Annotated in this window: 16 protein-coding genes; 12 read left to right on the top strand and 4 right to left on the bottom strand. The window is 57.3% G+C overall.

Annotated features, from left to right (window positions below):
• Positions 1 to 10 precede the first annotated feature (10 nt).
• A complete protein-coding gene (locus D9N14_RS10475; RefSeq protein ID WP_290579331.1) occupies positions 11 to 1,303 on the bottom strand; it encodes an acyltransferase family protein in 1,293 nt (430 codons plus the stop codon).
• Positions 1,304 to 1,554: 251 nt separating this feature from the next.
• Between D9N14_RS10475 and D9N14_RS10470 the strand changes: the two genes are divergently transcribed.
• On the top strand, positions 1,555 to 3,174 hold the full coding sequence (locus D9N14_RS10470) for a FapA family protein (protein ID WP_290579330.1): 1,620 nt from the start codon (positions 1,555 to 1,557) through the stop codon (positions 3,172 to 3,174).
• A 5-nt stretch (positions 3,175 to 3,179) separates the two neighbouring features.
• Here D9N14_RS10470 and D9N14_RS10465 read toward each other — a convergent pair whose 3' ends face one another.
• Positions 3,180 to 4,817 (bottom strand): GGDEF domain-containing protein, encoded by a 1,638-nt coding sequence (locus D9N14_RS10465; RefSeq protein ID WP_290579329.1) that lies wholly within the window; start codon positions 4,815 to 4,817, stop codon positions 3,180 to 3,182.
• 6 nt (positions 4,818 to 4,823) lie between these two features.
• Positions 4,824 to 5,540: a DUF6901 family protein gene (locus tag D9N14_RS10460; RefSeq protein WP_290579328.1), complete on the bottom strand. Its 717-nt coding sequence runs from the start codon at positions 5,538 to 5,540 to the stop codon at positions 4,824 to 4,826.
• Positions 5,541 to 5,613: 73 nt separating this feature from the next.
• Between D9N14_RS10460 and D9N14_RS10455 the strand changes: the two genes are divergently transcribed.
• The 10 genes from D9N14_RS10455 (at position 5,614) to D9N14_RS10410 (ending at position 19,872) form a co-directional block, all read left to right on the top strand.
• On the top strand, positions 5,614 to 6,759 hold the full coding sequence (locus D9N14_RS10455; protein ID WP_290579327.1) for an FAD-dependent oxidoreductase: 1,146 nt from the start codon (positions 5,614 to 5,616) through the stop codon (positions 6,757 to 6,759).
• A gap of 26 nt (positions 6,760 to 6,785) precedes the next feature.
• Positions 6,786 to 9,047: a tRNA(Met) cytidine acetyltransferase TmcA gene (locus D9N14_RS10450; protein WP_290579326.1), complete on the top strand. Its 2,262-nt coding sequence runs from the start codon at positions 6,786 to 6,788 to the stop codon at positions 9,045 to 9,047.
• Positions 9,044 to 11,737: a GNAT family N-acetyltransferase gene (locus D9N14_RS10445; RefSeq protein WP_290579325.1), complete on the top strand. Its 2,694-nt coding sequence runs from the start codon at positions 9,044 to 9,046 to the stop codon at positions 11,735 to 11,737. Before D9N14_RS10450 ends, D9N14_RS10445 begins: the two co-directional genes overlap by 4 nt.
• A 33-nt stretch (positions 11,738 to 11,770) precedes the next feature.
• Positions 11,771 to 12,694, top strand: coding sequence for a histone deacetylase family protein (locus tag D9N14_RS10440; RefSeq protein WP_290579324.1), 924 nt, complete (start codon positions 11,771 to 11,773; stop codon positions 12,692 to 12,694).
• Positions 12,695 to 12,774: 80 nt separating this feature from the next.
• A complete protein-coding gene (locus tag D9N14_RS10435) occupies positions 12,775 to 13,713 on the top strand; it encodes an alpha/beta hydrolase (protein WP_290579323.1) in 939 nt (312 codons plus the stop codon).
• 94 nt (positions 13,714 to 13,807) lie between these two features.
• The gene (locus D9N14_RS10430; protein WP_290579322.1) at positions 13,808 to 14,875 is read left to right on the top strand and encodes an LbtU family siderophore porin; all 1,068 of its coding nucleotides are present in this window, start codon (positions 13,808 to 13,810) and stop codon (positions 14,873 to 14,875) included.
• A gap of 32 nt (positions 14,876 to 14,907) precedes the next feature.
• A complete protein-coding gene (locus tag D9N14_RS10425) occupies positions 14,908 to 16,161 on the top strand; it encodes an imelysin family protein (protein WP_290579321.1) in 1,254 nt (417 codons plus the stop codon).
• Between the two features lie 68 nt (positions 16,162 to 16,229).
• Entirely contained in the window at positions 16,230 to 17,588 is a 1,359-nt protein-coding gene (locus D9N14_RS10420) for a di-heme oxidoredictase family protein (RefSeq protein ID WP_290579320.1), read from the top strand.
• Between the two features lie 40 nt (positions 17,589 to 17,628).
• Complete coding sequence (locus tag D9N14_RS10415) at positions 17,629 to 18,705, top strand: imelysin family protein (protein WP_290579319.1); 1,077 nt, start codon at positions 17,629 to 17,631, stop codon at positions 18,703 to 18,705.
• A gap of 21 nt (positions 18,706 to 18,726) precedes the next feature.
• Entirely contained in the window at positions 18,727 to 19,872 is a 1,146-nt protein-coding gene (locus D9N14_RS10410) for a DUF1513 domain-containing protein (RefSeq protein ID WP_290579318.1), read from the top strand.
• Here D9N14_RS10410 and D9N14_RS10405 read toward each other — a convergent pair.
• On the bottom strand, positions 19,854 to 21,236 hold the full coding sequence (locus D9N14_RS10405) for a multicopper oxidase family protein (RefSeq protein WP_290579317.1): 1,383 nt from the start codon (positions 21,234 to 21,236) through the stop codon (positions 19,854 to 19,856). The genes D9N14_RS10410 and D9N14_RS10405 overlap by 19 nt on opposite strands.
• A 202-nt stretch (positions 21,237 to 21,438) precedes the next feature.
• Between D9N14_RS10405 and D9N14_RS10400 the strand changes: the two genes are divergently transcribed.
• Positions 21,439 to 22,617 (top strand): ferritin-like domain-containing protein, encoded by a 1,179-nt coding sequence (locus D9N14_RS10400; RefSeq protein WP_290579316.1) that lies wholly within the window; start codon positions 21,439 to 21,441, stop codon positions 22,615 to 22,617.
• Positions 22,618 to 22,711 lie beyond the last annotated feature (94 nt).

Genomic DNA, 22,711 nt, shown 5'->3' with positions numbered 1-22,711 from the left:
AGGTTCAGGCTTAAAGATCGTGGTGCAGCGGGCGGGTGGTGGTGGCGCCTTTGTTCACTTGGAACAGGTCCCGCATGTTGAGGAAGGGTTTCTCCACCAGCAGCCAGCACAGCACCCCGATGATCACCGTCAGCAGCAAGGACAGCACAACACTGATCAGGATGGTATAAACAGCCACGCTGGTTTGATCCAGGCCATCCACCAACAACAGGTTGTGATAGGCATTTTGTACGCAGGCATAGACCACAATGAAATGCACCAGGTACATGGAATAGGTGAGTTGGCTGAGGGGCTGCCAGCAACGCAGGGATAAAAAGCGGCTCAGCAGCCTGAATGAATCCAGGTTCAGGAACACCATCAACATAAACCAGGCGATGGCGGCGGCAAACAAGGTCCGGTGGGTGACCACATAGGCTCGGAGCCAGGGGCCCGGTTGGCTGAACTCTGCGCCCATCACAGGAAACAGCGTGAACAATAACGCGACCCCCAAGGCGCCGATCAGCGCGCCCCGACAGATCTGCCGGTGACGGCGCAACCAGGCGCTCAGTTCATCCTGCTTGAAGCAATACAGGTAGGCGGCAATGGCGCCGCACACGAAGGGGCCGTAGCGGGTGATGAGATTGTCATAAAGCTTCGCGTAGAACACCGGGTACACCCCGTCACCGATCAACATCTCGCGGTAACTGGCATGCCAGATTTCCGGGTAGTACCACATGACCCCCAGCCGAATCAGCAACGACAGCAACAGCATTCCTATCAGCACCGGCAGAATGGGTTTGCCAGCGCTTTTATACAGAACCGCCAGTATCAACGGCAGCATCAGGTAAAACTGTTCCTCCACCGCCAGGGTCCAGGTCCAATGCAGGGCCATTTTATCCACCGGCAGAAAGTTGTTGATGTAGAGGAGGTTGGTCCACACCCATTCATAATTGCGGGATTGCGACAGCCAATAGATCAGCACAATCAGGGCGTATATGGGTGTTAACCGCAGATAGCGGCGCAGGTAGAAGCGCTTCAGTTTGATGGTGCCGGACCGGTTCAATTCTTTGAACAGGATGACGCTGATGAGGAATCCGCTGATCACAAAGAACAGATCCACTGCTTTATCTGCGTTCCAGATCCACCACAGCCAGGGCGGAGCGGTATCGGTGAGGTTGAAAAAGATGTCTTTACCGGCGATCAGACCGTGAATGTATGCCGCGTGGAAAACCAGAATCCAGAAAAAGGAGAAAAAGCGCAATCCATTGATAAGGTGGAAGGTTTCGCCGCCCTGATCAAACAACGCTGAAAAATTTTGTTTCACCGACCACAGTCTGAGGCACGGTTTCAAGTTCAGCCGGGAGGCCTGATTCATCGGCTAGTACTTCTTTATTGTAATTTTAACGGCACAATGGCAGCAGATCGCTCCATTTCCTTTCAATTCAGCCACTTGACTCTATACTTGTAACAAGTGGTTCTTTTTCAAGCATCACTACCCAAACAGTTTGGTATCGGCCCGTCATGAATGGATTGCGTTTCGAAGCGTCACCGGATGGAAAAGAAGTCCACATTATAGTGAGTTGTTTGGACGAAGCGGCGCTGTCGGTCGAATTTCTGCAAAGCCAGTTCAATCTTACCGAATTCCGAAATTTTTATCTGCATGATTCTGCCCTGGCAAAAGTCCTGACACTGTATCGCAGTCGATTGGCAGAAAGGTCCACGCCTGATGAACACATTGAGCCAGTGCAGATGTTGGTGGCTGAGAAACGTCAGCCTGTGATCGCCTCCGAAATCGCTGAAGATCGCATGGCCTGCAAACTCATCATTGAAACCGCCTATGGCGCAGATAATCCTAAAGCAGAGGAATTAAAGTCCTATCTCGGAAAGGTCGGCGTGGTGAAAGGAATTAATGATGCCGTGTTGCAGGCCCTGAGCAATCAGCTGGACAACGTGCCTGCGGGGACCCAGATCACGGAGACCGTGGCCACGGGAAACCCGCCGGGGGCATCCCGCCAGGCCAAACTGGAGCGGCTGGTGATGCCCGTACAGGACCGCTTAATGCAACCGAAACTGCGGGATAACGGTACCGTCGATATGCACGATTTCGGCGAAATCGAAATGGTCGAGGTGGGCGCGGCGTTGGTGCGCCGGATTCCCCCGGTGGAAGGGGCAGCGGGATTCAATGTGATGGGGGAGTCTGTGCCGGCTCCTACCCCGCAGGATCGGGCGCTGAACCTGGGAGAGGGTACTGAAATCAGTGCCGAAGATGAGAATCTTTTGGTGGCGGCCCGGCGCGGTGTGCCGTTGAAGATCGACAATGGCATGATGGTATCGGACGCCTACTGCGTGGGGGACGTGGACCTGCAGACCGGCAATGTGGATTTTGACGGCACCGTGGTGGTGAAGGGTTCGGTCAAGGAAGGCATGCAGGTCAAGGCCACCGGTAAAGTGTTGATTCGGGATTTTCTGGAGTCTGCCACCGTGATCGCTGGCGACGACGTAGTGATAGGCAAAGGCATTCTCGGCCGGCAACGTAACCCGGCCGCGGGGGAGACACCGTTTTCAGTGATGGTGGAAACGCCGGGTACGGTATTTGCCAATTACATTCAGTATGCGAAAGTGGTATCCGCGAGCACGGTAACGGCGGCAAAACACATCATGCACAGCGATATTACGGGTACCGACATCACCGTAATCAGCCCCAAAAAAACTGAAGGCAAAATCCTGGGCGGGATCATCCGCCCCATACAGCGGCTGCACTGTAACACCCTGGGCGGGCCATCTTACATTCCAACAGAAGTGGATTTTTCCACCCGCATTGCCGAACCGTTGACGGAGTTGAGTACTCTGCAGGAGGAATTGAGTAGTCGCCTCAATGTTATCCGGGGCATGAAAGAAGCGTTGCGCCCCATCGAAAAAAATGCCGCTAACCAGGATGCTATGGACCAGATCAGAAAGATCAGCAACACCATTGCGCACTTCGAGAATCTGGTGGTGGAACTCAAACGTCGCCGGCAGCAGTTGATTGAACAGGTGCAGGCCATCAGTGAAACCTTTGAAGTGGTGGTGGAGCGGGCGGTTTTCCCCGGGGTGCAGTTGGTCTTCATCCAGCAGGCTTTGGCAGTGAAGCAGGAACGGGATGGCTGTCGAATCAAATGCAAGGATGACGCGCTGGCGTACTTTACCCTGGCCTGATCCTGCTAGCGATTGCTGTGCTTGATCGCGTACATGCGTTCATCGGCCAGCTTCAACAGCGTGGATCGGCTGCCGCTTTCAGAATAACTGCTGGTGCCGATGCTGAGATCGGAATTGGGAAACCCTTCATCCGTCAACAACCTGTGCAGGCTGGTAAGGTTCCATTGGATCTGCTTGCGGGAGAGCAACACGAACTCATCCCCTCCAATGCGATAAATATTCTGCTGCTGGCTTTGGCGACTTAACCACTGGGCGACCAGCGAGAGCAGGCGATCCCCTTCATTATGCCCATGGCGATCGTTGACCCGCTTCAATCCATCCACATCGATGAACGTCAAAAAGAAATCCTGAATGATGCCTTCGCTGTAATAGGCCTCCCAGGCCCGAATATCCCGTTCGAATGCGGTCCGGTTGGGTAATCCGGTGAGTTGGTCGGTGCTGGCCCGCTTGTCTGCATGCTGGCGGGATTTGCGCAGAAAATTAATGCGGTCCGCCAGGGCCAGGGCCAGGGCAATGGCATCGATCAGTTGCATCCACAGGGCCCACAGCAACTGGTTATCGAACAATGAGGTGCCGGCCAGATTTCCGGCCAGCGTAAACAAAAAGTATGTGCCCAGAATGCCAAAGCCTGCCACGTAGATCCGCGCGGGCCGATAGCCTTTGTTCAGGCGCCAGATGCCCAGCCCCAGCATGATGCAGATCCAGGAGTAGGTACAGATCACCAGAATCCATTGATAGATGGCCACCGGTAACATCAAGCCCAGGAGACCGAACACCACCAGGGCGATAGCACAGGCCCGCACCAGCAGGGCCAGCCATCCCCCCTGGGGCAATTTGAGGAACGAGATGGCGAACATCAGGCTGGCGGCACCGGCGATAAAAAAGGGCAGATACAGGGTGCTGGCGTCGAGGGGAATGTCGAAGCAATACAGCATGACCTTGAAATGCATGGCCCAGGCAAAGGTGCACAGCAGTTGATAGCCGGCATACCAGATGAACGACGAATCCCGGGTGGGATAATAAAGGAAGGCGTTGTAGAGCACCAAGGCCAGCATGGCACCGATGGCAATCAGAATCATGCTGGTATAGTTGAAATGATGTTGAGGGTACTGATTGCCGGGCATCAGGCTGAACAACGGTTGTTGTGCCACGTAGGGCGCTTCCAGTTTCACCCACACACTTACCGCCTGGTTTGAGGGCAGGCTTAGCGCTACATTGTTGGACAGATCAAACGGGAAGCGTCGCACATAACCGTTGTGACGGTGATGCTCCTCCCCGGCGCTCATGGTGTACACCTGTATGTGCGCCAACAGGGTGTTGGTGGTGAGCAGATACCACTCTTTTGTGTCTGAGTCGTTGTGGATATCGAACCGATACCAGAGTTGGGTGCGGGCATCCGTGATCGGCACCGGTATCAGTTGGTCTTTGGTGGGAATCCACATCGGGTCGTTACCCAGGCTGGCATCCTTCACCGTCATTGGCTCCAGTGACAGGTAATACTGCTCCGCTTTTTTCAACTCCACTGCGGCGGCAACACTGTGCTGGCTCCATAGTAGATTGCCCAGCAGGAAAACCAATGCCGCCAGCAGCAGCCGAGCGCATGCAGCAGATTTGGCGGATGCAGAATCAGGCGTGCCGAACACCAACAATCAGGGGGTCTCGAAGCTGACTTCGTTGATGCCCGGTTTGAACAGGAACGCCAGTTCCTGCAGCGAGTCGTTCAAGGTGGGGCGGAACGACTGGGCAAAAATATCCAGGATGGTCAGGGCGTTGAGGGTGGACTCCGAGGCGGACGCCTTGCGCAAGCGTTTCGCGATATGCTGATTGACGATGTGAATGTCTTCGTACACCTGCTTGAGGTCGGTAAAATGGCCACCGCTTTCCGGGTCCACCGGATCAAAGAACTGGAACAACAGGAACGTGGCACAGGCCCGGAACAGGGTTTCATCCTGGGTGGAGAAGGGCAGGTGGAACCAGGCCATGGGTTTGAAAAAGCCGGTATGGGGGCAGCCACTGGTGGCCATGATCAACCCGATCAGGGAGCGATAGGCTTCCTGCACCGTAGACTGGCTTTCCATGGTCATGTTGTCCTTGTGCACCCGCACCTTGACGGATTCAAACGCGGGATGGGCACTGAAGCTCAGGATCGGCGCTACCCGCCTGGCCAGGGGGCAATGCTCCGTGGTGGCGCTGTTGAGTGGGCAGTGGGGGCATTTGTCTACATCCAGGGCGGACCACTCCGGGGCGGCCCCCAGCGGTGCCGGGTGCTCCAGGGTGTTGGGATCAATGTCCACTTCGTACTGAAAATTATCCTGGGATTTGAAAATAAACTCGTAGCGTACGCGTTTGGTGTAATTTCTATCCATTTCTTCCGGCCCCGAAGCAATAGTAATATCTGTAAGTATAGATTTAATCTGAAGAATTCAATGTGAGAGTGAAATGAAGCCCACACGCATACTTTTGGTGGGAGGCGGCCACGCCCATATCGAGGTGATTCGGCAGTATCGCAGGCGCTTTGGCGACCAGGGGATCGAGGTTGTGTTGGTGAGCCCGGAGCCGGGCGCGGCGTACTCCGGGATGTTGCCCGGGGTGGTGGCCGGGCAGTATCAGGTTGACCAGTTTCTGATCAATCTGCCGGCATTGTGTGCGGACTCAGGTGTGCGTTGGCATCAAGGTCGCTTTGTGGCGTTGACGGAGGACCGGCGCTCCGCTGTGCTGGAAGATGGGAGCATCCTGGAGTTTGACTACGCCGCCTTCGATATTGGCTCCATGCCCCGCAGCCGCGAACTGTTGTCGGCACAGAGTGCAGGCAGTACAGGCGTCCTGCTGCCTGCCAAACCGGTCACCCCATTGCTTGCCGCCTGGGAGCGGTTTCTGGCTGGGCTGGCCCCGGGGCAGAACCGGACGGTGACCGTGGTGGGTGGCGGTGTGGCCGGCTTTGAACTGGCCCTGGCCATGCACCATCGCATTCGTGGTTACCAGCCGGGTCCGGACTGGCAGTGGCACCTGGTTTCCCGCTCAGAAGTCCTGGCGGAGCATAATCCGTTGATTCGCCGGGCAGGGCGCCGGGCGTTGGCGCAGGCAGGATTTCAGACTCACATTGGGGTGGCGTTAACAGGGGTGGAGTCAATCGGGCAGCAGGGACAGCAGTTGCAGCTAACTGATGGCAGTCGTCTGCGCAGCGATTTTACCCTGCTGTGTACGCCGGCGGCCCCGGTACAGGATCTGCGGGGGAGCCTGCTGCCCTTGACGGATGAAGGCTTTATCCCGGTAACGGAATCCCTGCAAGTGGTGGGGCATGAGCGTTTGTTTGCGGTGGGTGACATCGCCCGCTTCCCCACGCCCATCGCCAAGGCAGGGGTGTATGCAGTCCGGCAGGGCCCGGTGTTGGCTGCTAACCTGTCCAATATCATTGCCGGTCGTACTCTGCAGGCGTTTGTGCCCCAGGGGCGGTTCCTGAAACTGATTACACTGGGCGAGCGCAAGGCGATGGCGTCGCGGGGCTGGTTCTATGCCCGCGGTGACTGGGTGTGGCGCTGGAAACATCAGATTGATAGCGGCTTTATGGAGAAGTATCAGCGTTGAATCAGGCTCCGACAGATCAAACCAGAATGGACCCATTGTTGCTGCCCCGGCTGCAACAGTTGCAGGAATCCCTGCGCCATTCGGATCGACGCCTGCTGGTGCTGGTGGAAGGCAGTGCAGACTGGACGTTGTCCACCGTGCAGGGTTGTTTACAGGGCTTGCAGGCCCGAACTCCGCTCTGGTATTCAACCCGGGCGCCGGAATCCGCCTGGCGGTTATCGCCGGACAAAATCAATCATGAATTGGGACGCGAGGCGGATCACGGGGTGTTTGATGTCTACAGCGGATTGCAGGCGGATGCCCTGGCGGCCATCAGCGGCAATATCCGGGGTGGTGGCATGTTGTGGATGCTGTGCCCGCCGTTGCATCAATGGCATGAATTGGAAGACGGGTTGCGGGACAGGATTGCAGTTCAACCCTGGGGGGTGGCCGCGGTCAAAACCGATTACGCCCGGCGCCTGGCGTGGATTTTTCAACAGCAACTGAAGCATCAACCACCACCGGGGAATCCAAAGGTCGCCCGCATCACTGAGGATGAGGGCTTCTTTCTACCTGAGTTGCCTGCTGCCACAGTACCGCAGCGCAGCCCGGATGACTGGGGTTGTGTTACCCAGTGCCAGCGGCAGGCGGTGGAGGCGGTATTGCATGTGCTGTCCGGTCATCGCAAGCGCCCCCTGGTGATCGAAGCCGATCGCGGGCGGGGCAAAAGTGCCGCCATGGGGATTGCTGTGCAGCGCCTGTTGCAACAGGGCCGACGCATTGTGGTCACGGCGCCCCGACCGGAAAGTGCTGAAACCATTTTGCGCTTCGCGCGTTTGTCGGAGCCACCTGCAGATCATCACAATGAAGAGCCCCGAAATGAAGCGCCCCGAAGCACAGGTTCCCTGGAATTTGTCGCGCCGGATCGCTTGCTCAGTGCGCGGCCAGCGGCAGATCTGTTGCTGGTGGATGAGGCCGCCGCCATCGCACCGGACATGTTGAAAGCCATGTTGCGTCATTACGCTCGAGCGGTGTTCGCCACCACAGTAAACGGTTATGAAGGCACCGGCCGTGGTTTTGCGGTGCGCTTTCAGCGCTTTCTGGATGCCCAGTATCCCGGCTGGGTGAAAATGTCGTTGCAACAGCCGGTGCGCTGGCAGGGGGGGGATTGGTTGGAACAGTCCCTCAATCGCGCATTGCTGTTGCAACCGGCAGCGTTGCCCACCACGCCCGACAACGCGACTGCAGCTCCGGCGTTTTCCGAATTTCGTTTCCAGTGTGACGAGGCTTCTGAGGCGTGCTTGAACCAGATGTTTGAGCTGCTCATGACCGCCCATTACCGCACCCGGCCCAGCGATTTGCGCACCATGCTGGATGGTTCCAATGTTCGCCTGTTCACGCTGACCCAGGCCGACCGGGTGCTGGCGGTGGCCATGGTGGCGGCGGAAGGTGAGCTCAGCGGCGAACTGGCCCAGGCCATCGTGCAGGGCCGGCGTCGACCCCATGGGCAGGTATTGCCGCAAACCCTGGCGGTACACCTGGGGCAGGAGGCTGCCCTGGGGCAAACCCACTGGCGGGTGGTGCGCATTGCCGTGCAACCGGATCTGCAGCAACAGGGCTTGGGTAGCACGTTGCTGCAACACTTAGTACGAACCGCCCTGGCACAGCAGGTGGATTGCATCGGTTCGCTGTTTTCCGGCAGTCCGGCGGTGCTGGCCTTCTGGCAACGCAACGGTTGCCTGCCACTGCGGGTGGGCTACACCCGGGAGGCCACCACCGGCGATCACAGCCTGCTGGTGCTGCAGGGATTATCGGAGCCCGGGCGCCGGGTACAGCAGGCGGCCCTGGACTGCTTCAATGCTGACTTTCCCCTGTTGTTGCAGGGCAGTCATCGTCTGTTGCCGGCAGATCTGGTGGTGGGGCTGATGGCCGACGCTCCCGCTTCCGGCATCCGCTATCATGAGAGAGATCAAATCGGCCTGCAGCGGTATCTGGCAAACTGGACGCCCCTGGAGAACGTGGCCCCGTCCCTCTGGCGGCTGTTGTGGGGGCGGTATGCCGCCAACGGCCGCAGTCCTGCCCTCGACATCACGGGGCGCAGGCTCCTGGTCATGAAAGTATTGCAGAATCATACTTGGCAGGACTGCATTGACGCCCTGGGCTTGAGTGGAATCAAAGCTGCCCGGTCCTGTTTAAGGCAGGCCGTTGAGCAATGGACGCAAGTGTCTTGCTCGCCCACTGATACCACTACACCTGCGAATTCCACTTCACCCGCGAATTCCATCGACAATACGGCAGAAGGTGAATGAAAAAACACTACCTGACTCATTTCTTCGAGCCTTCCACCATTGCCATCATCGGCACCGGGGAAGGCAACAGCTCCATCGAAGCCCGCCTGGCGGAACGGCTCAAGGAGCAGTTCAAAGGCAAGGTCTGGCTGGTGCACCCACGCCAACGCTCCCTGCTGTCCGGTGGTCGCCATTTGGGGAGCTCTCGTCATTTCGAGACCATTGACCAGGTGCCCGGACGCCTGGACCTGGTGATCATTGCCACCCCGGATTCCATGGTGGCGGAGCAGCTGGATCGTTGCGCCGCGGTGGGAATCGACTCGGTGGTGGTGTTGTCGCATCTGGACGATCGCGATGGTTTCCTGCGCAGCCAGTTTGTGGAGAGTCTGCGGCGCCAGGCCGACAATCTCAATATTCGCATGTGGGGCCCCGATTGCTATGGCTTTGTGCGGCCGGCCCTGGGTATTCGCGCCACCCTGGATCGGGTGGACATCAAGCCTGGCAAGATTGCGTTGATTTCCCATTCAGGGGCCATTTGCCGGGCGGTGACCGATTGGGCCAATGCCAGTGGAGTGGGGTTCTCCACTATCATCTCCCTGGAACAGGCGGCGGGGGTCTACGCCGGGGACATTCTGGATTATCTGGTCATCGACCAACAGACAGAGTGCATTCTGATTTATGCGGAAGGGGTGCAGGATTCCCGCAGCTTTCTTTCCGGGTTGCGCGGTGTGGCCCGCAGCAAACCGGTGATCGTGCTGAAAACCGGGCGCCATGGGGAGGCGGTGGGGCAGCACCTGTCCCACACCGGCGCCTTGGTGGGGAACGATCTGGTGTTTGATGCGGCGCTGGAGCGGGCAGGCATTGTGCGGGCTTATTCCCTCACCGACCTGTTCCTGGCGGCCCGCGCGTTCCCCATCCATCGCAGTGTGCGCGGTGAGCGCATCGGCATCATCTCCCATGGGCTGGGCCCCGCCATCATGGCCTGCGATACCGCCTATGACCTGCATCTGCCATTGGCTGAGCTGGGGCATGATGCCTCGGCCCGGCTGGCCAGCTTGCGTTCGATGGATGCCAGCTCCAATCCGGTTTACAGCAGCCGTTTTGGCCTGAACGACGAGTTTATGGAAGCCTGCGAAATCATCGCTACCGACAAAAACGTAGACTTCCTGGTGGTGATTCTGACGCCGCCGCGGGGCAAGGTGGTGGAGGATGTGGATGAGCGCTTGTACAAAATTCAGAAAACCAGTTTCAAACCCATCGTCGTGTGTTGCATGGGGGGGGACAAGGTGGCGGGTATTCGCCGTTCCCTGCAGGAGCGGGGCATCCCGGTGTTCTCCTCTCCGGAAAATGCGGTCAAGGCCGCCAAGTATCTCACCACCTATTTCCGCAACCGCACCTACCTGATCCAGGCACCGGCCTCGGTGGCCAGAGATGTGCACCCCGATATTGAGGGGGCCCGCCTGATCATCGAAGGCGTGCTGCAGGAAGGCCGCAAGGTGCTGAACCAGTTGGAATCCCGCGCCATCCTCAAGGCCTTCAACATTCCCATCAATCCCTCCTGGAACACCCACTCCGCCAACGAGGCCCTGGTGGCGGCGGAATCCATCGGCTTTCCGGTGGTGCTGAAAATCAACTCTCCGGACATCAGCCACAAGCTGGATTTTTCCGGCATCTCGCTCAATGTGATGAATGCCCAAGCGGTGCGCAGCGCCTATAAAAAACTGATGGACGATGTGGCTGAGAAGAAACCGGACGCGCGTATTGAGGGCGTGATCGTGGAGCACATGGTGACCTCCAGTTCCAACCGGGAATTGCTGCTGGGCATCAAGAACGACTCGGTGTTTGGCCCGGTGCTGGTGTTTGGTCACGGTGGCACCATGGTGGAGGTGATGAACGACATTGCCATCAGTCTGCCGCCGTTGAACTCCCTGCTGGCCAACACCCTGATTGATTCCCCCAAAGTGGCGAAAATGCTGGACAGTTTCCGCAATATGCCCGCCGCTAACCGGGCAGAGCTGGAGCGCATCATTCTGCGCCTGTCGGAGATTGCCTGCGAGTTGCCCTGGATTCGCAATCTGGATATCAACCCCTTGGTGCTGGATCACGAGAAAGCCACGGTGCTGGATGCGGTGATTGAAGTGGACTATCTGCCACCGGCGCAGAAACGCTATGAACACATGGCCATTCATCCGTATCCGGTGTATCTGGAAACCAATTGGCAGATGAAAAACGGGGTGGACGTGAAGATCCGCCCCATTCGCCCGGAAGACGCGGAACTGGAAAAGTCCTTTATCGAAAGCCTGTCGGAGCAATCCCGTTATTACCGCTTCATGCACAATGTGAAACGGGTGACGCCGGAAATGCTGGCCCGTTTTACCCAGATTGATTACCACCGGGAAATGGCCCTGGTGGCGTTGGTCCAGAACAATGGCACCTGGGAGGAAATCGGGGTGAGCCGCTATGTATTGAACCCGGATGGCATCAGTTGCGAGTTTGCCGTGGTTGTCTCAGATCAATGGCATCGTACCGGTATTGGGTATAAATTGATGGAACTGCTGATCGAGGCGGCCCGCAACAAAGGGCTGAAATTCATGGACGGCATCGTGCTGCGGGATAATGTGCCCATGCGCAAACTGGCCCGCTCCATGGGCTTCGAGCTGCGGGATGACGAGAAAGACGAAGATCTCGTCTACGTCATCAAACGACTCTGATTCTCATACACCACTGACCTTAGTATTGAAGCCATGACCACTGCCTATATAAGCCACCGCGACTGCGAACTCCATGACATGGGCTTCGACCATCCGGAATCCCCCCGCCGTCTGAGTGCAATCCGTGATTACCTGATGGAGCGCCAGGTGTGGGATCTGCTGCAACAGGTGGATGCCCCTAAAATTGAGAAGAAACACCTGTATCGCGTGCACAGCCGGGACTATGTGGACGGGGTGTTTGCCCAGTTCCCCTTGCAGGACCTGAAAACCCTGGGGGACGACGTGGTGGCAAACCGCCACACCCTGGATGCCGCTTTACGCTCGGCGGGGGCGGTGTGCAAAGGGGTAGATATGGTGATGAACGGGGAGGCCGCCAATGCTTTCTGCGCGGTGCGTCCACCGGGCCATCATGCCGAGAAAAACCGCGCCATGGGATTCTGCATTTTCAGCAATGTGGCCGTGGCGGCAGCCTATGCATTGCATCAGTACGACCTGCAGCGGGTGGCCATCGTGGATTTTGACGTGCACCATGGTAACGGCACCGAAAACATTCTGCAGTACGACGATCGCATCCTGTTTTGTTCCAGCTTCCAGCATCCTTACTATCCGCACACCATACCGGACCAGAACCGCTCGAATATCGTGCATACGCCCATGCATGCCGGTACTTGCAGTGATGAGTTCCGGGACTGGGTGTTGCAGCAGTGGATGAACAAGTTGCAGCATTTCAAACCGCAGTTGCTGCTGATCAGCGCCGGCTTCGATGCCCATCATTCCGATCCACTGGCGGACATCCACCTGGATGAGCGGGACTATTACTGGGTAACCGGGGAACTCAAGCGGCTGGCGGACCACTGCTGTGAGGGGCGGATCGTCTCCAGTCTGGAGGGCGGGTATCACCTGGAGGCCCTGTCCCGCAGCGTTTATCAGCATATCAGGGTTCTAAGTGGCCTCTGACACGGATCTTGCGTCCCCTTTGGCAGGGTGCTAATTTGACTGACTTACCAATAAAAAGTAGTAAATGAGGGGAAGGGAACATGAGCATTTGTCATATGACTTGCTCGTCCGGACGATTGCCGGTAACGCTAGTAAACACCATTCTTAGATCACCATTCTCACCGGATCTGTCGGTGGAGCCCGCGAAAATCGCCCATTCGCGCCGCATGATGAATTTCTACGGCCGCTTGATGCCCCAGGCCCGGGGCGTGAAAATCCAGGCTATCAACTACGGTGGGGTGGCCTGTGAACAGCACCAGCCCAAACACGCCCCCAGTAACCGGGTGCTGCTGTATTTTCACGGCGGCGGTTATTGCGTCGGGTCGCCCATGAGTCATCGTCACATTATTTCCCGCCTGGCCAGAAAAGCCCGCATGCGGGCGGTGGCGCCGGACTATCGCAAAGCCCCCGAGCATCCACACCCGGCCCCCATTGAGGACGCGGTTTCCGTGTACCATGCCTTGCTGGAGGAGGGGGTCAAACCGGAGAATATCTACCTGGCCGGTGATTCCGCCGGGGGCAATCTGGTGCTGGCGACATTACTCAGACTCCGCGAAACCGGTGTGCCGCTGCCGTCGGCGGCCTGTTGTATCTCGCCCTGGACCGATCTTTCCATGAGCGGTACCACCATCACCACCAAGGAATCGGTGGATCTGCTGCTTTCCCCCGGGTTGCTGGAACAGTTTGCCGCCCACTATACCGCAGGCGCCAGTGCGGAAGCCCGTGGCAGCCGCTCCGCACTGTCTCCATTGGCGGCAGATTTGAACCAGTTACCACCTTTGCTGATTCAGGTTGGCTCGGAAGAGATTTTGTTGGATGATTCCGTCCGCCTTGCTGAGAAGGCCAAGAAAACAGGTGTGCAGGTTGAACTGCAGATCTGGGAAAAAATGCAGCACGTGTGGCATTACACCTTTCCCATGCTGAAAGATGGCCGTATGGCCATCGATGAAATCGCCTCCTTTTTTGATCGAAATCAGTAAACGCAAATTAATTGCAGTTGATAATAAACCTCATTAACGCTAGAGTGGTGCTCTTTTGGTGCGCCACTCCTTTGTCTTTTTATTGTAGTTATTTATGAAAATTGTCGCACCTTTTACCCGTACCGCCCTGGCCCTTGCCGTTGTGGGGTTGTCAGCTCATGCACTGGCTGACGCAGAATTTGAACGCAAAGTAGAACAACGTTTGGCCAAGCTGGAAAAACAGCAAACGCCAAAATCCGGCAGTGCTTTGGGAGAGAAAGTACAGGTGTCCGGATTGATTGAGATCGAAGCCACCTGGGGTGAAGGCTACGATGATGAAAGTTACAGCGACCTCACCGTGGCCACCGTGGAACTGGGGATTGCTGCAGAACTGAATGACAAGGTCGATGCTGAAATCGTCCTGTTGTACGAAGAAGACGAAACCGAACTGGACGTGGATGTGGCCACTCTGTCGTTCGAGAACCTGGTGGGTCCGGTGGATCTGTTGGTGGGCAAACAGTATTTGCCTTTTGGTCGCTTCGAAACTGCCCTGGTGAACGACACGCTGGTTCTGGAATTGGCGGAAACCAACAAAACCGCAGCGTTGTTCGGGCTGGAGCAGGATGGCTTTACCGTCGGGGCCTATCTGTTCGATGGCTCAACCGATCGTGAAAACAACGTAGAGAACTACGGTTTCACAGCCAGCTTCGGTCAGGACAACTTCAGCTTGGGCTTTGACTACATTTCGGCGTTGACCGAGTCTGACGCCATATCTGAACTGGTCGACCCCTTGCTGCTGGAGAGCGACGACGGCGCCGTGTCCCTGTCGGGTAGCCTGAGCGTGGATGTGATCACCATTGTGGCGGAGTACATGACTGCCATCGACGACATCGAGTTCGTCGGCAACACAGAATTCCAGCCGGAAGCCATCCAGGTGGAAGTGGATTTCGCCACTAATTTGGGCGGCCAGGAGTATAGCTTTGGTTTTGCCCTGCAAGAATCCGACGAAGCCGTGGCACTGGGCCTGCCGGAATCCAGACTGTCACTGGGCGGCTCAACCTCTGTGTATGAGAACGTCAGCCTGGCCGTTGAATTCTGGCACGATGAAGACTACAGCGAAAGCGACGGCGGCACCGGCGAAAAATCCAATAACGTAGTGGTACAACTGGCTGCGGAATTTTAATCATTAACTGACAACCAATTGGAGTAAGCACAATGAAATCAGTAGCTCGGCTCGTTCTTGCTGGGAGCATTCTGGTCGCAGGCCCGGTTCAGGCCTCTGTTACCGAACAGGGCGTCGTCAAGACCTATGGCGACATTGCCTATGCGGTGTTCAGTGATTCCCTGTCCACCGCGGAAAGCCTGCAAACCAAAATCGACGCTCTGGTCAGCAAGCCCAGCCAGGCTACTCTGGATGCGGCCCGCGTTGCCTGGAAACAGGCGCGGGTTCCTTACCAGCAGTCGGAAGTGTTCCGTTTTGGTAATGGCATTGTGGATGATTGGGAAGGCCAGCTGAATGCCTGGCCTTTGGATGAAGGTCTGATCGATTATGTGGCGTCCTCCAATTATCACCACGAGATGGGTAATGTGGGTGCCACCGCCAACATTATTGCAACCCCGTCTCTGAAGTTGGGAGGCACCACCCTGGATTTGAGTGAAATTACTCCGGAGCTTTTGGCCAGCCTGAACGAACTGGGTGGTTCTGAAGCCAACGTGGCCACCGGTTACCATGCCATTGAGTTTCTGTTGTGGGGACAGGATCTGAACGGCACCAAGCCCGGTGCTGGGCAGCGGGCCTATACGGATTTTGTGCAGGGTAAAGGCTGCACCAATGGACATTGTGACCGTCGGGTGGCCTATCTGAAAGCCGCTACGGAATTGCTGATTTCCGACCTCAAATACATGCAGGCCCAGTGGGCACCCGGGCAGGAAAATTATCGGGCGGAACTGGAGGCCCAGAAGCCCCAGGTGGCGATTACCAAAGCCCTGTTTGGCATGGGCAGCCTGGCCCTGGGTGAACTGGCCGGCGAACGAATGAAGGTGGCACTGGAAGCGAATTCCACTGAAGACGAGCACGATTGTTTCAGTGACAACACTCACTATTCCCACTTTTACGATGCCAAAGGCATCGAGAACATCTACTACGGCACCTATAAAAGAGTCGACGGCTCGGTGGTGAAGGGAGACTCCCTTGCGCAACTGGTGGCCGCCAAGAACCCGGAGCTGGCCAAGGCAACCGATCAGCAGTTCAAAGCCAGTATGGGATCCATGCAGGCACTGGTGGATAAAGCGGAAGGCAAGCAGCCCATGAAATTCGATCAAATGATCGCAGAGGGCAATGAGGAAGGGGCTGAGTTGATCAAGAACGCGATCAACGGTCTGGTGGCATTAACCCGCAAAATTGAGAAGGTGGCCACGGAGTTGGGTGTGGAAAACCTGTCTCCGGACAACGCGGACCATGATTTCTGATCGTGTGAATCAGGGTGACGATGTCTGTATTGTCTAAACCAAGGCCTCGCACTGCGCTGTGGGGCCTTTTGCTTTGTCTGCTGCCATGCTGGCTCTACGCCTTTGGGGAAAAATCCGGTGGCAACACCAGCGTCAGCAAAACCGACAATGATGCTTTCTCTCTAGCGGCCGCCAATCTGTCCTTTGAGGGCAGGCTGGACTTCAACGTGGGGAACAGCTTCTTTCGCAACCCCTGGGTGATCGCCCCGGCCACTACCACTGCTCGCGATGGACTGGGCCCGCTGTTTAATACCAACGGCTGTCAAAACTGCCACATCCGCGACGGTCGTGGACATCTGCCTGCGACGGGGGACGACAACGCCGTTTCCCTGTTGGTGCGACTCAGCCTGAAGCCTCAAAGCCCTGAGGACTGGCAGCGGATTCGCCAGCACGGCGTGATTCCGCATCCGGAATATGGTGACCAGCTACAGGATTTTGCCATCCCCGGTGTTGAGTCGGAAGCGCAGCTGCACATCGACTATGAGTATCACGAGGTGACCCTGTCCGGGGGGCAGGTGGTGCGCCTGCGCAAACCGATCCTCTCGCTGTCTCAACTGGCCTACGGTCCGCTGGACCAACAGGTGGCGTTCTCCATGCGCATTGCGCCACCCATGATCGGTTTGGGGTTGCTTGAGGCCCTGAGTGACGGGCAGATCAAGGCGCTGGCTGATCCGGAGGATGCGGATGGGGACGGCATATCCGGGCGTTGGAATCCGGTGTGGGATGTGACCCAACAACAGTTGGTGCTGGGGCGGTTTGGCTGGAAAGCGGAGCAACCTACGCTGCGGCAACAAAACGCGGCGGCCTTCAACGGCGATATCGGAATCACCAGCTCGTTGTTCCCGGCGGAAAACTGCACCTCGGTGCAGACGGCCTGTCGCCAGGCACCAGCGGGGGGCGTGCCGGAGGTGTCCGATAAAATCCTGAACCTGGTAACCTTTTACACTTCCCATCTGGCGGTACCTAAACGGCGCAACACGGATGACCCGCAAGTGAAGGCCGGTGAGGCGGTGTTCATGGATGCGGGCTGTGCCGGTTGTCATCGGGTCCAGTATGTGACGCCAGCGCTGGCTGACCGGGCGCCGCTTTCAGAGCAGACCATCCATCCCTACACGGACCTGTTATTGCATGACATGGGGCCGGAATTGGCGGATGATAGGCCGGTTTTTTCGGCCTCCGGCTCAGAATGGCGGACGCCACCTCTGTGGGGGATTGGGCTCACCGGTGTCGTGAGTGGCTTTGAGCATTACCTGCATGATGGCCGGGCGCAAAGTTTGCTGGAGGCAATACTGTGGCACGGGGGTGAGGGGAAACCCAGCCGCGATTATGTGGTCCAAACCAGTCCGGCGAAGCGGGATGCTTTGTTGGCTTTTCTGAACTCGCTTTGAATCTTTGACCTGATAATGTTGACCTGCTTGAGGGGGGCTCGTGGCAAGACGAATCTTATTGCTGACCATGCTGTGGCTGTTGCTGGGTTCCTGCGAGCGCACGAGCCCGGAAGAAAAGTGGATCACGGCGCTGAGCGCGCGCATTGAGGCGGGTTATCAGTCATTGCATAGCAGTAGCCGGGATCTGAACCGGCAGGTGCAGGAATTTTGCGTCCAGAATACGGATATCAACGTTCCCCGCCAGCAATGGCGCCAGACCATGGCGGCCTGGCAGGATATACAATGGGTGCGCTTCGGGCCCATCGTGGAACACAACGACGACTGGAAAATCCAGTTCTGGCCCGATAAAAAGAACATCGTGGCGCGCAAAGTGAACAAGATGCTCAATGAGCCGCAATCCATCACGGTAGAGGGGGTGGCCAACGCCAGTGTGGTGGTGCAGGGTCTGAGTGCAGTGGAGCTGCTGTTGTTTGATGAGCCTTACGTTACTCAGTTCACCAGCACCGGTACACAGTCTGGCGATCAATGTCAGTTGCTGACCGCCATAACGACCACCCTTGCCGCGAACACCGGCCGCATTGTGCAGGCCTGGCAGGATGCCCAATTCCAGGCCGGCTGGCTGGCGAGCGTGGGTCAACCCCAGGATGGGGTGCACGCCAACGCGGTATCGGACGCGGTGGGTGCCATGCTGACCCAGATGGAAAAGGTGAAAGTGGACAAACTGGGCGGCCCCCTGGGTTACAAAAACCGCAATCGACAGCCAAACGGGTATTTTTCCGAGGGTTGGCGCAGTGACAGTTCCCTGGACAACATAAAAATCAATTTGCTGGCCATGCAGGGCATCATGCAAAACAATGAGGCCTACGACCTGCGCAGATTACTGGAAAGCAAGGGTAATGCAGTCATTGCCGACGAATTCCAGGCCCGCCTCAACGACAACCTGGCCCTGCTTGCCACCATCGACAAGCCATTGCGGGAAGCGGTCATGGAGCCCGGCTATCGCCAGCAGCTGGAAGACCTGTACCAATCCCTGGGTGCACTTAACAGCCTGATCAAAACCAAGCTTACCAAGGCACTGGGAATCAATCTGGGGTTCAACTCCAACGATGGGGACTGAAGCGTTATTGGGGATTGCATCATGCTGAGAAGGGATTTTTGCAAGTGGCCATTGCTGGCCCTGGTGAGCGCGGGCGGTGTGGCCTGCAGTGACCCGCAATCAGTGGGTGTCGATGCCGGTTTCCGCGCCATCTTCAGTGGCTGTGACGACGCCAGGGGAACCCATTACATTGCGCACCTGGATCCGGCGGCACAGTTCGTGTCACGGATCGCCGTGCCGCAGCGGGTGCACGGTTCCGTGTATGCACCGCAGCAACGGTGGGCGCTGTTTTTTGCCCGTCGCCCCGGTACTCATCTCTATGTGCTGGACACCTCCAGCGGGCACCTGATCCACACACTTGAGAACGCCGCAGACCGTCACTTCTACGGGCATGGGGTGGTCAGTGCTGATGGCCATTGGCTCTACACCACCGAAAACAACCTCACCGACCTGAGTGGCGTGATCGGTGTGTACTCCCTGCAGGGTAAACCGAACAAGGTGGCAGAATTCGCTTCCGGTGGCATCGGGCCCCATCAGTTGGCCCTGATGCCGGATGGGCAAACCCTGGTGATTGCCAACGGTGGCATGGCCACGCACCCATCCTCTGAGCGGGAGGTGCTTAATCTCGAATCCATGGCGCCCAATCTGGCCTACCTGGATCTGGCCAGTGGTGCAGTCCTCGAGTACCACGAGCCACCTCACCACAAGATGAGTATTCGCCACCTGGATGTGGCCCTGGATGGTCGAGTTGTTTTTGGGGTGCAGTATCAGGGGGAATTGACAGACGCCGTGCCCCTGGTGGGCAGTCATCGTCGTGGTGAAGACATTCAATGGCTGGAACTGCCGGAGCCCGTTCAGCTCAGTGTCAAACAGTACACCGCCAGTGTCGCGGTGGACGCCGCCGGTGAGACTGCCCTGGTCAGCTGTCCCCGGGGAAACCTGATTGGCTGCTGGGATCTCGACAGTGGCAAGCTGCTGCAACAACTGCAGAGTCGGGATGCTGCCGGACTGTTTCGGGTGGGTAACCATACCCAGTCGGATAACCAGGAACAGGCAGTCAAGACCACCTGGGTGAGCAGCAACGGCGTAGGCGAGATGAGCCTGTTACAGGGCAATCGCGCCTCTCTGCGCAGCCAGTCACTGAGCCGCGGTGGCTGGCGCTGGGATAATCATTTAACCGTAATATAACCCATCAAGCCGGTTTTCATGTGCTCGATCACATGACAATGGTACATCCAACGGCCTGGGTTATCGGCCACGAACGCCACCTCCACCTGCTCATTTTTCTGCAGCAACACTGTATCCGTATGGAAAGTCTCAAAGGTCTTCTGATTTGAGCCCAGTACTGTCCAGATAAAGCCGTGCAGGTGAATCGGATGGCTATGGGGCGTCACGTTTTTCAAGCGAAAAATATAGGTTTTGCCCAGCTCCAGGGTGGCCAGCGGTTGCGGGATGTTGGTGGCGGACATGCCCTCCCAGGCACGCCGGTTGATGGTCCAGAACCGGTGATTGGGCTTGCCGTCGGCGCCGACCGGTGTCACCGCACCTTCCCATTCAAACACAAAATTCATGACCTCCGCCTGCGCCAGATCCGGTTTGGGGAGTGGGTTCGCCGGCAGGGCAGCCACTTGGCGGGGGGAGGTGATGGGTTCGCCGGCCGTCTTCAATTCCAGCAGGTTAAACAGCAACCGCCCTTTGGCATTTTTGATGGAAACGGTTTTCCCGCTTGCAGCGGGTGCGACCAATGCCACGTCCAGGCGCATGCCCGGCCCCATCTCATGCTGTTCCAGGGGAATGGGCTTGGCCACCGGGCTGCCGTCAATGGCGATGATCCAGGCCGGGTGGTCCGGTATCGCCACCTTGTACATCACCGTGTTGTCCACGTTCAGAAAACGCAGCCGCACCAGCGCCCCCGGTGGCACGCTGTAGGAAGGGTTCTGAATGCCATTGACGGATTCATAAGCGCCTGCGGTGCCCATCCGGAACGCCGCCCGCGGGCTGGTAAACGGGGCGAAACCGCCGTCATCCTGGATATGCCAGTTTTTCAGCAGCAGAGGCACATCCTGGTCAAAACCCACCGGCTCCGCTTCATCGACGATGATGGCGCCCACCAACCCCCGCCCCAGTTGTTCCAGGCTGTTCACATGGGGGTGATACCAGAAGGTACCGGCGTCCGGTGGAGTGAAGCGGTACACGAAGTCCTCACCGGGTTTGACCGGGGGTTGGGAGAGGAAGGGCACCCCATCCATCTCGATGGGAATGCGCAGGCCATGCCAGTGAATGGTGGTGGGCTCCGGCAGCCGGTTGCGGAACAGGATGCTGATCTCCCGGCCCTGTCGTGCGCGAATAGGCGCCGCAGGGAAACCTCCATTAAAACACCAGGCTGGAGTGCGGGTGCCCGGGATCAACTCAATGGGGGCCGGCTCCGCGGTCAGCACGTAGTCGTAATGCGGGTGGTCGTTGCTCAGGGTCATCTGCGGCAACCTGGCGCAGGCCGCCAGGGCCAAACCGGAACCGATGCCACCCAGCAAAGCACGTCGAGAGATAGGCATAATCCACCTTCTGTGTAATATTTATTCAAATTATCACCGATTGTTGATCGGCGCAGCCTGCGGGAAATCAATTAAATCATTATTTTTATGAGAATTTCTCCTGAATTCGCTGCTTTTTCCCTAACTTGATTAATCGTACTTCTGGCCTATATTGTTAAATTGTCAGACAATAATAACGATATAAACCTTGGCGGAGGTACACATGATTCTGGATTCAATGCTGAAGGGTATGCCGGTGGCAGCCCGGGCCCGGGTGGAAGAGGCCATTGATAACATCTCCACCGTACTGCAGATGCGTAATCCCAAAGTATTTACCTCCATGGCCCCTTCGGCGTTGCGTGGTCTGGCGCTGAAGCAGGGTAAACGCAAGTCGGTGGTGCACATGAACTCCGGCCATCCGGTGACCTTCGACCTGACCTATAAAATGGATTTCCCCGAGATGCGCCGCCTGTACCAGCGGGCCGTGGAGAACCAGTGGAATGCGGATCGGGATTTGGCCTGGTCCACGGATGTGGACCCCGTGAATCCAGACGTGCCCATCATCTCCAACGATTTCTTTCCGGACGATTATCTTGCGCAGCTGCCCGTGAAGCTGACCCCGAAGCAACGTATTGAGCTTAATTACAACATCGCCTGCTGGATGCTGAGCCAGTTCATGCATGGCGAGCAGGGCGCACTCTATGCCTCTGCCCAGGTCACTGAGAGCGTGGGCTGGATGGAAGGTAAGTTATTCGGCGGCACCCAGGTGATGGATGAGGCCCGTCACCTGGAAGTCTTCAATCGTTACCTCATGGACAAACTGAACAAGCGCTATGAGGTCAATGACAACTTGTTCGTGATCCTGGACGACCTGCTCACCGATGCCCGTTGGGATTTCAAGTTCCTGGGCATGCAAATTATGGTGGAGGGTCTGGCACTGGGGGCGTTCCGTACCATCCATAACATGAGCCAGGAACCCCTGCTGAAGAACCTGCTTAAGTATGTGATCAAGGATGAAGCCCGCCATGTGCACTACGGAGTGCTGGCGCTGAAGGACCATTTCACCCGGGAATTATCGGAGTCCGAGCGGCGTGAGCGGGAGGACTGGGCATTTGAGGTGGCGGTGCTGATGCGCAACCGGTTCATGGCCCATGAGATCTTCGAGGAGTGGTTTGAGGGCATCATCAGCCGTCAACAGTGGAATCAGCTCATCTCCAATTCCCCGGCCATGATGCAGTTCCGCCAGAATATGTTCAGCCGGCTCATCCCCAACCTGGACTTCATCGGCCTGATGTCGCCGCGCATTCGTCCCCACTACGCCCGCTTCGGCATGCTGGATTTCGTCAAAGGCAAGAACGCCAGTCAGCTCAGCGAGCAGGATATGGTGGCCGACCTGCACTGACGCACTGGCCCCGCTTGATTGAACAGATCCCACTGCAATCTGATTTCCGGTTTCATATTTTTGGAAATTAGATTGCAACCTCTAATTTTAACTG

It is taken from the genome of Ketobacter sp., from assembly GCF_003671495.1.
Taxonomy (GTDB): Bacteria; Pseudomonadota; Gammaproteobacteria; order Pseudomonadales; family Ketobacteraceae; genus Ketobacter.
The sequence above is the reverse complement of the archived record's forward strand: the minus strand, read 5'-3'. Positions and strand labels throughout refer to the sequence as shown.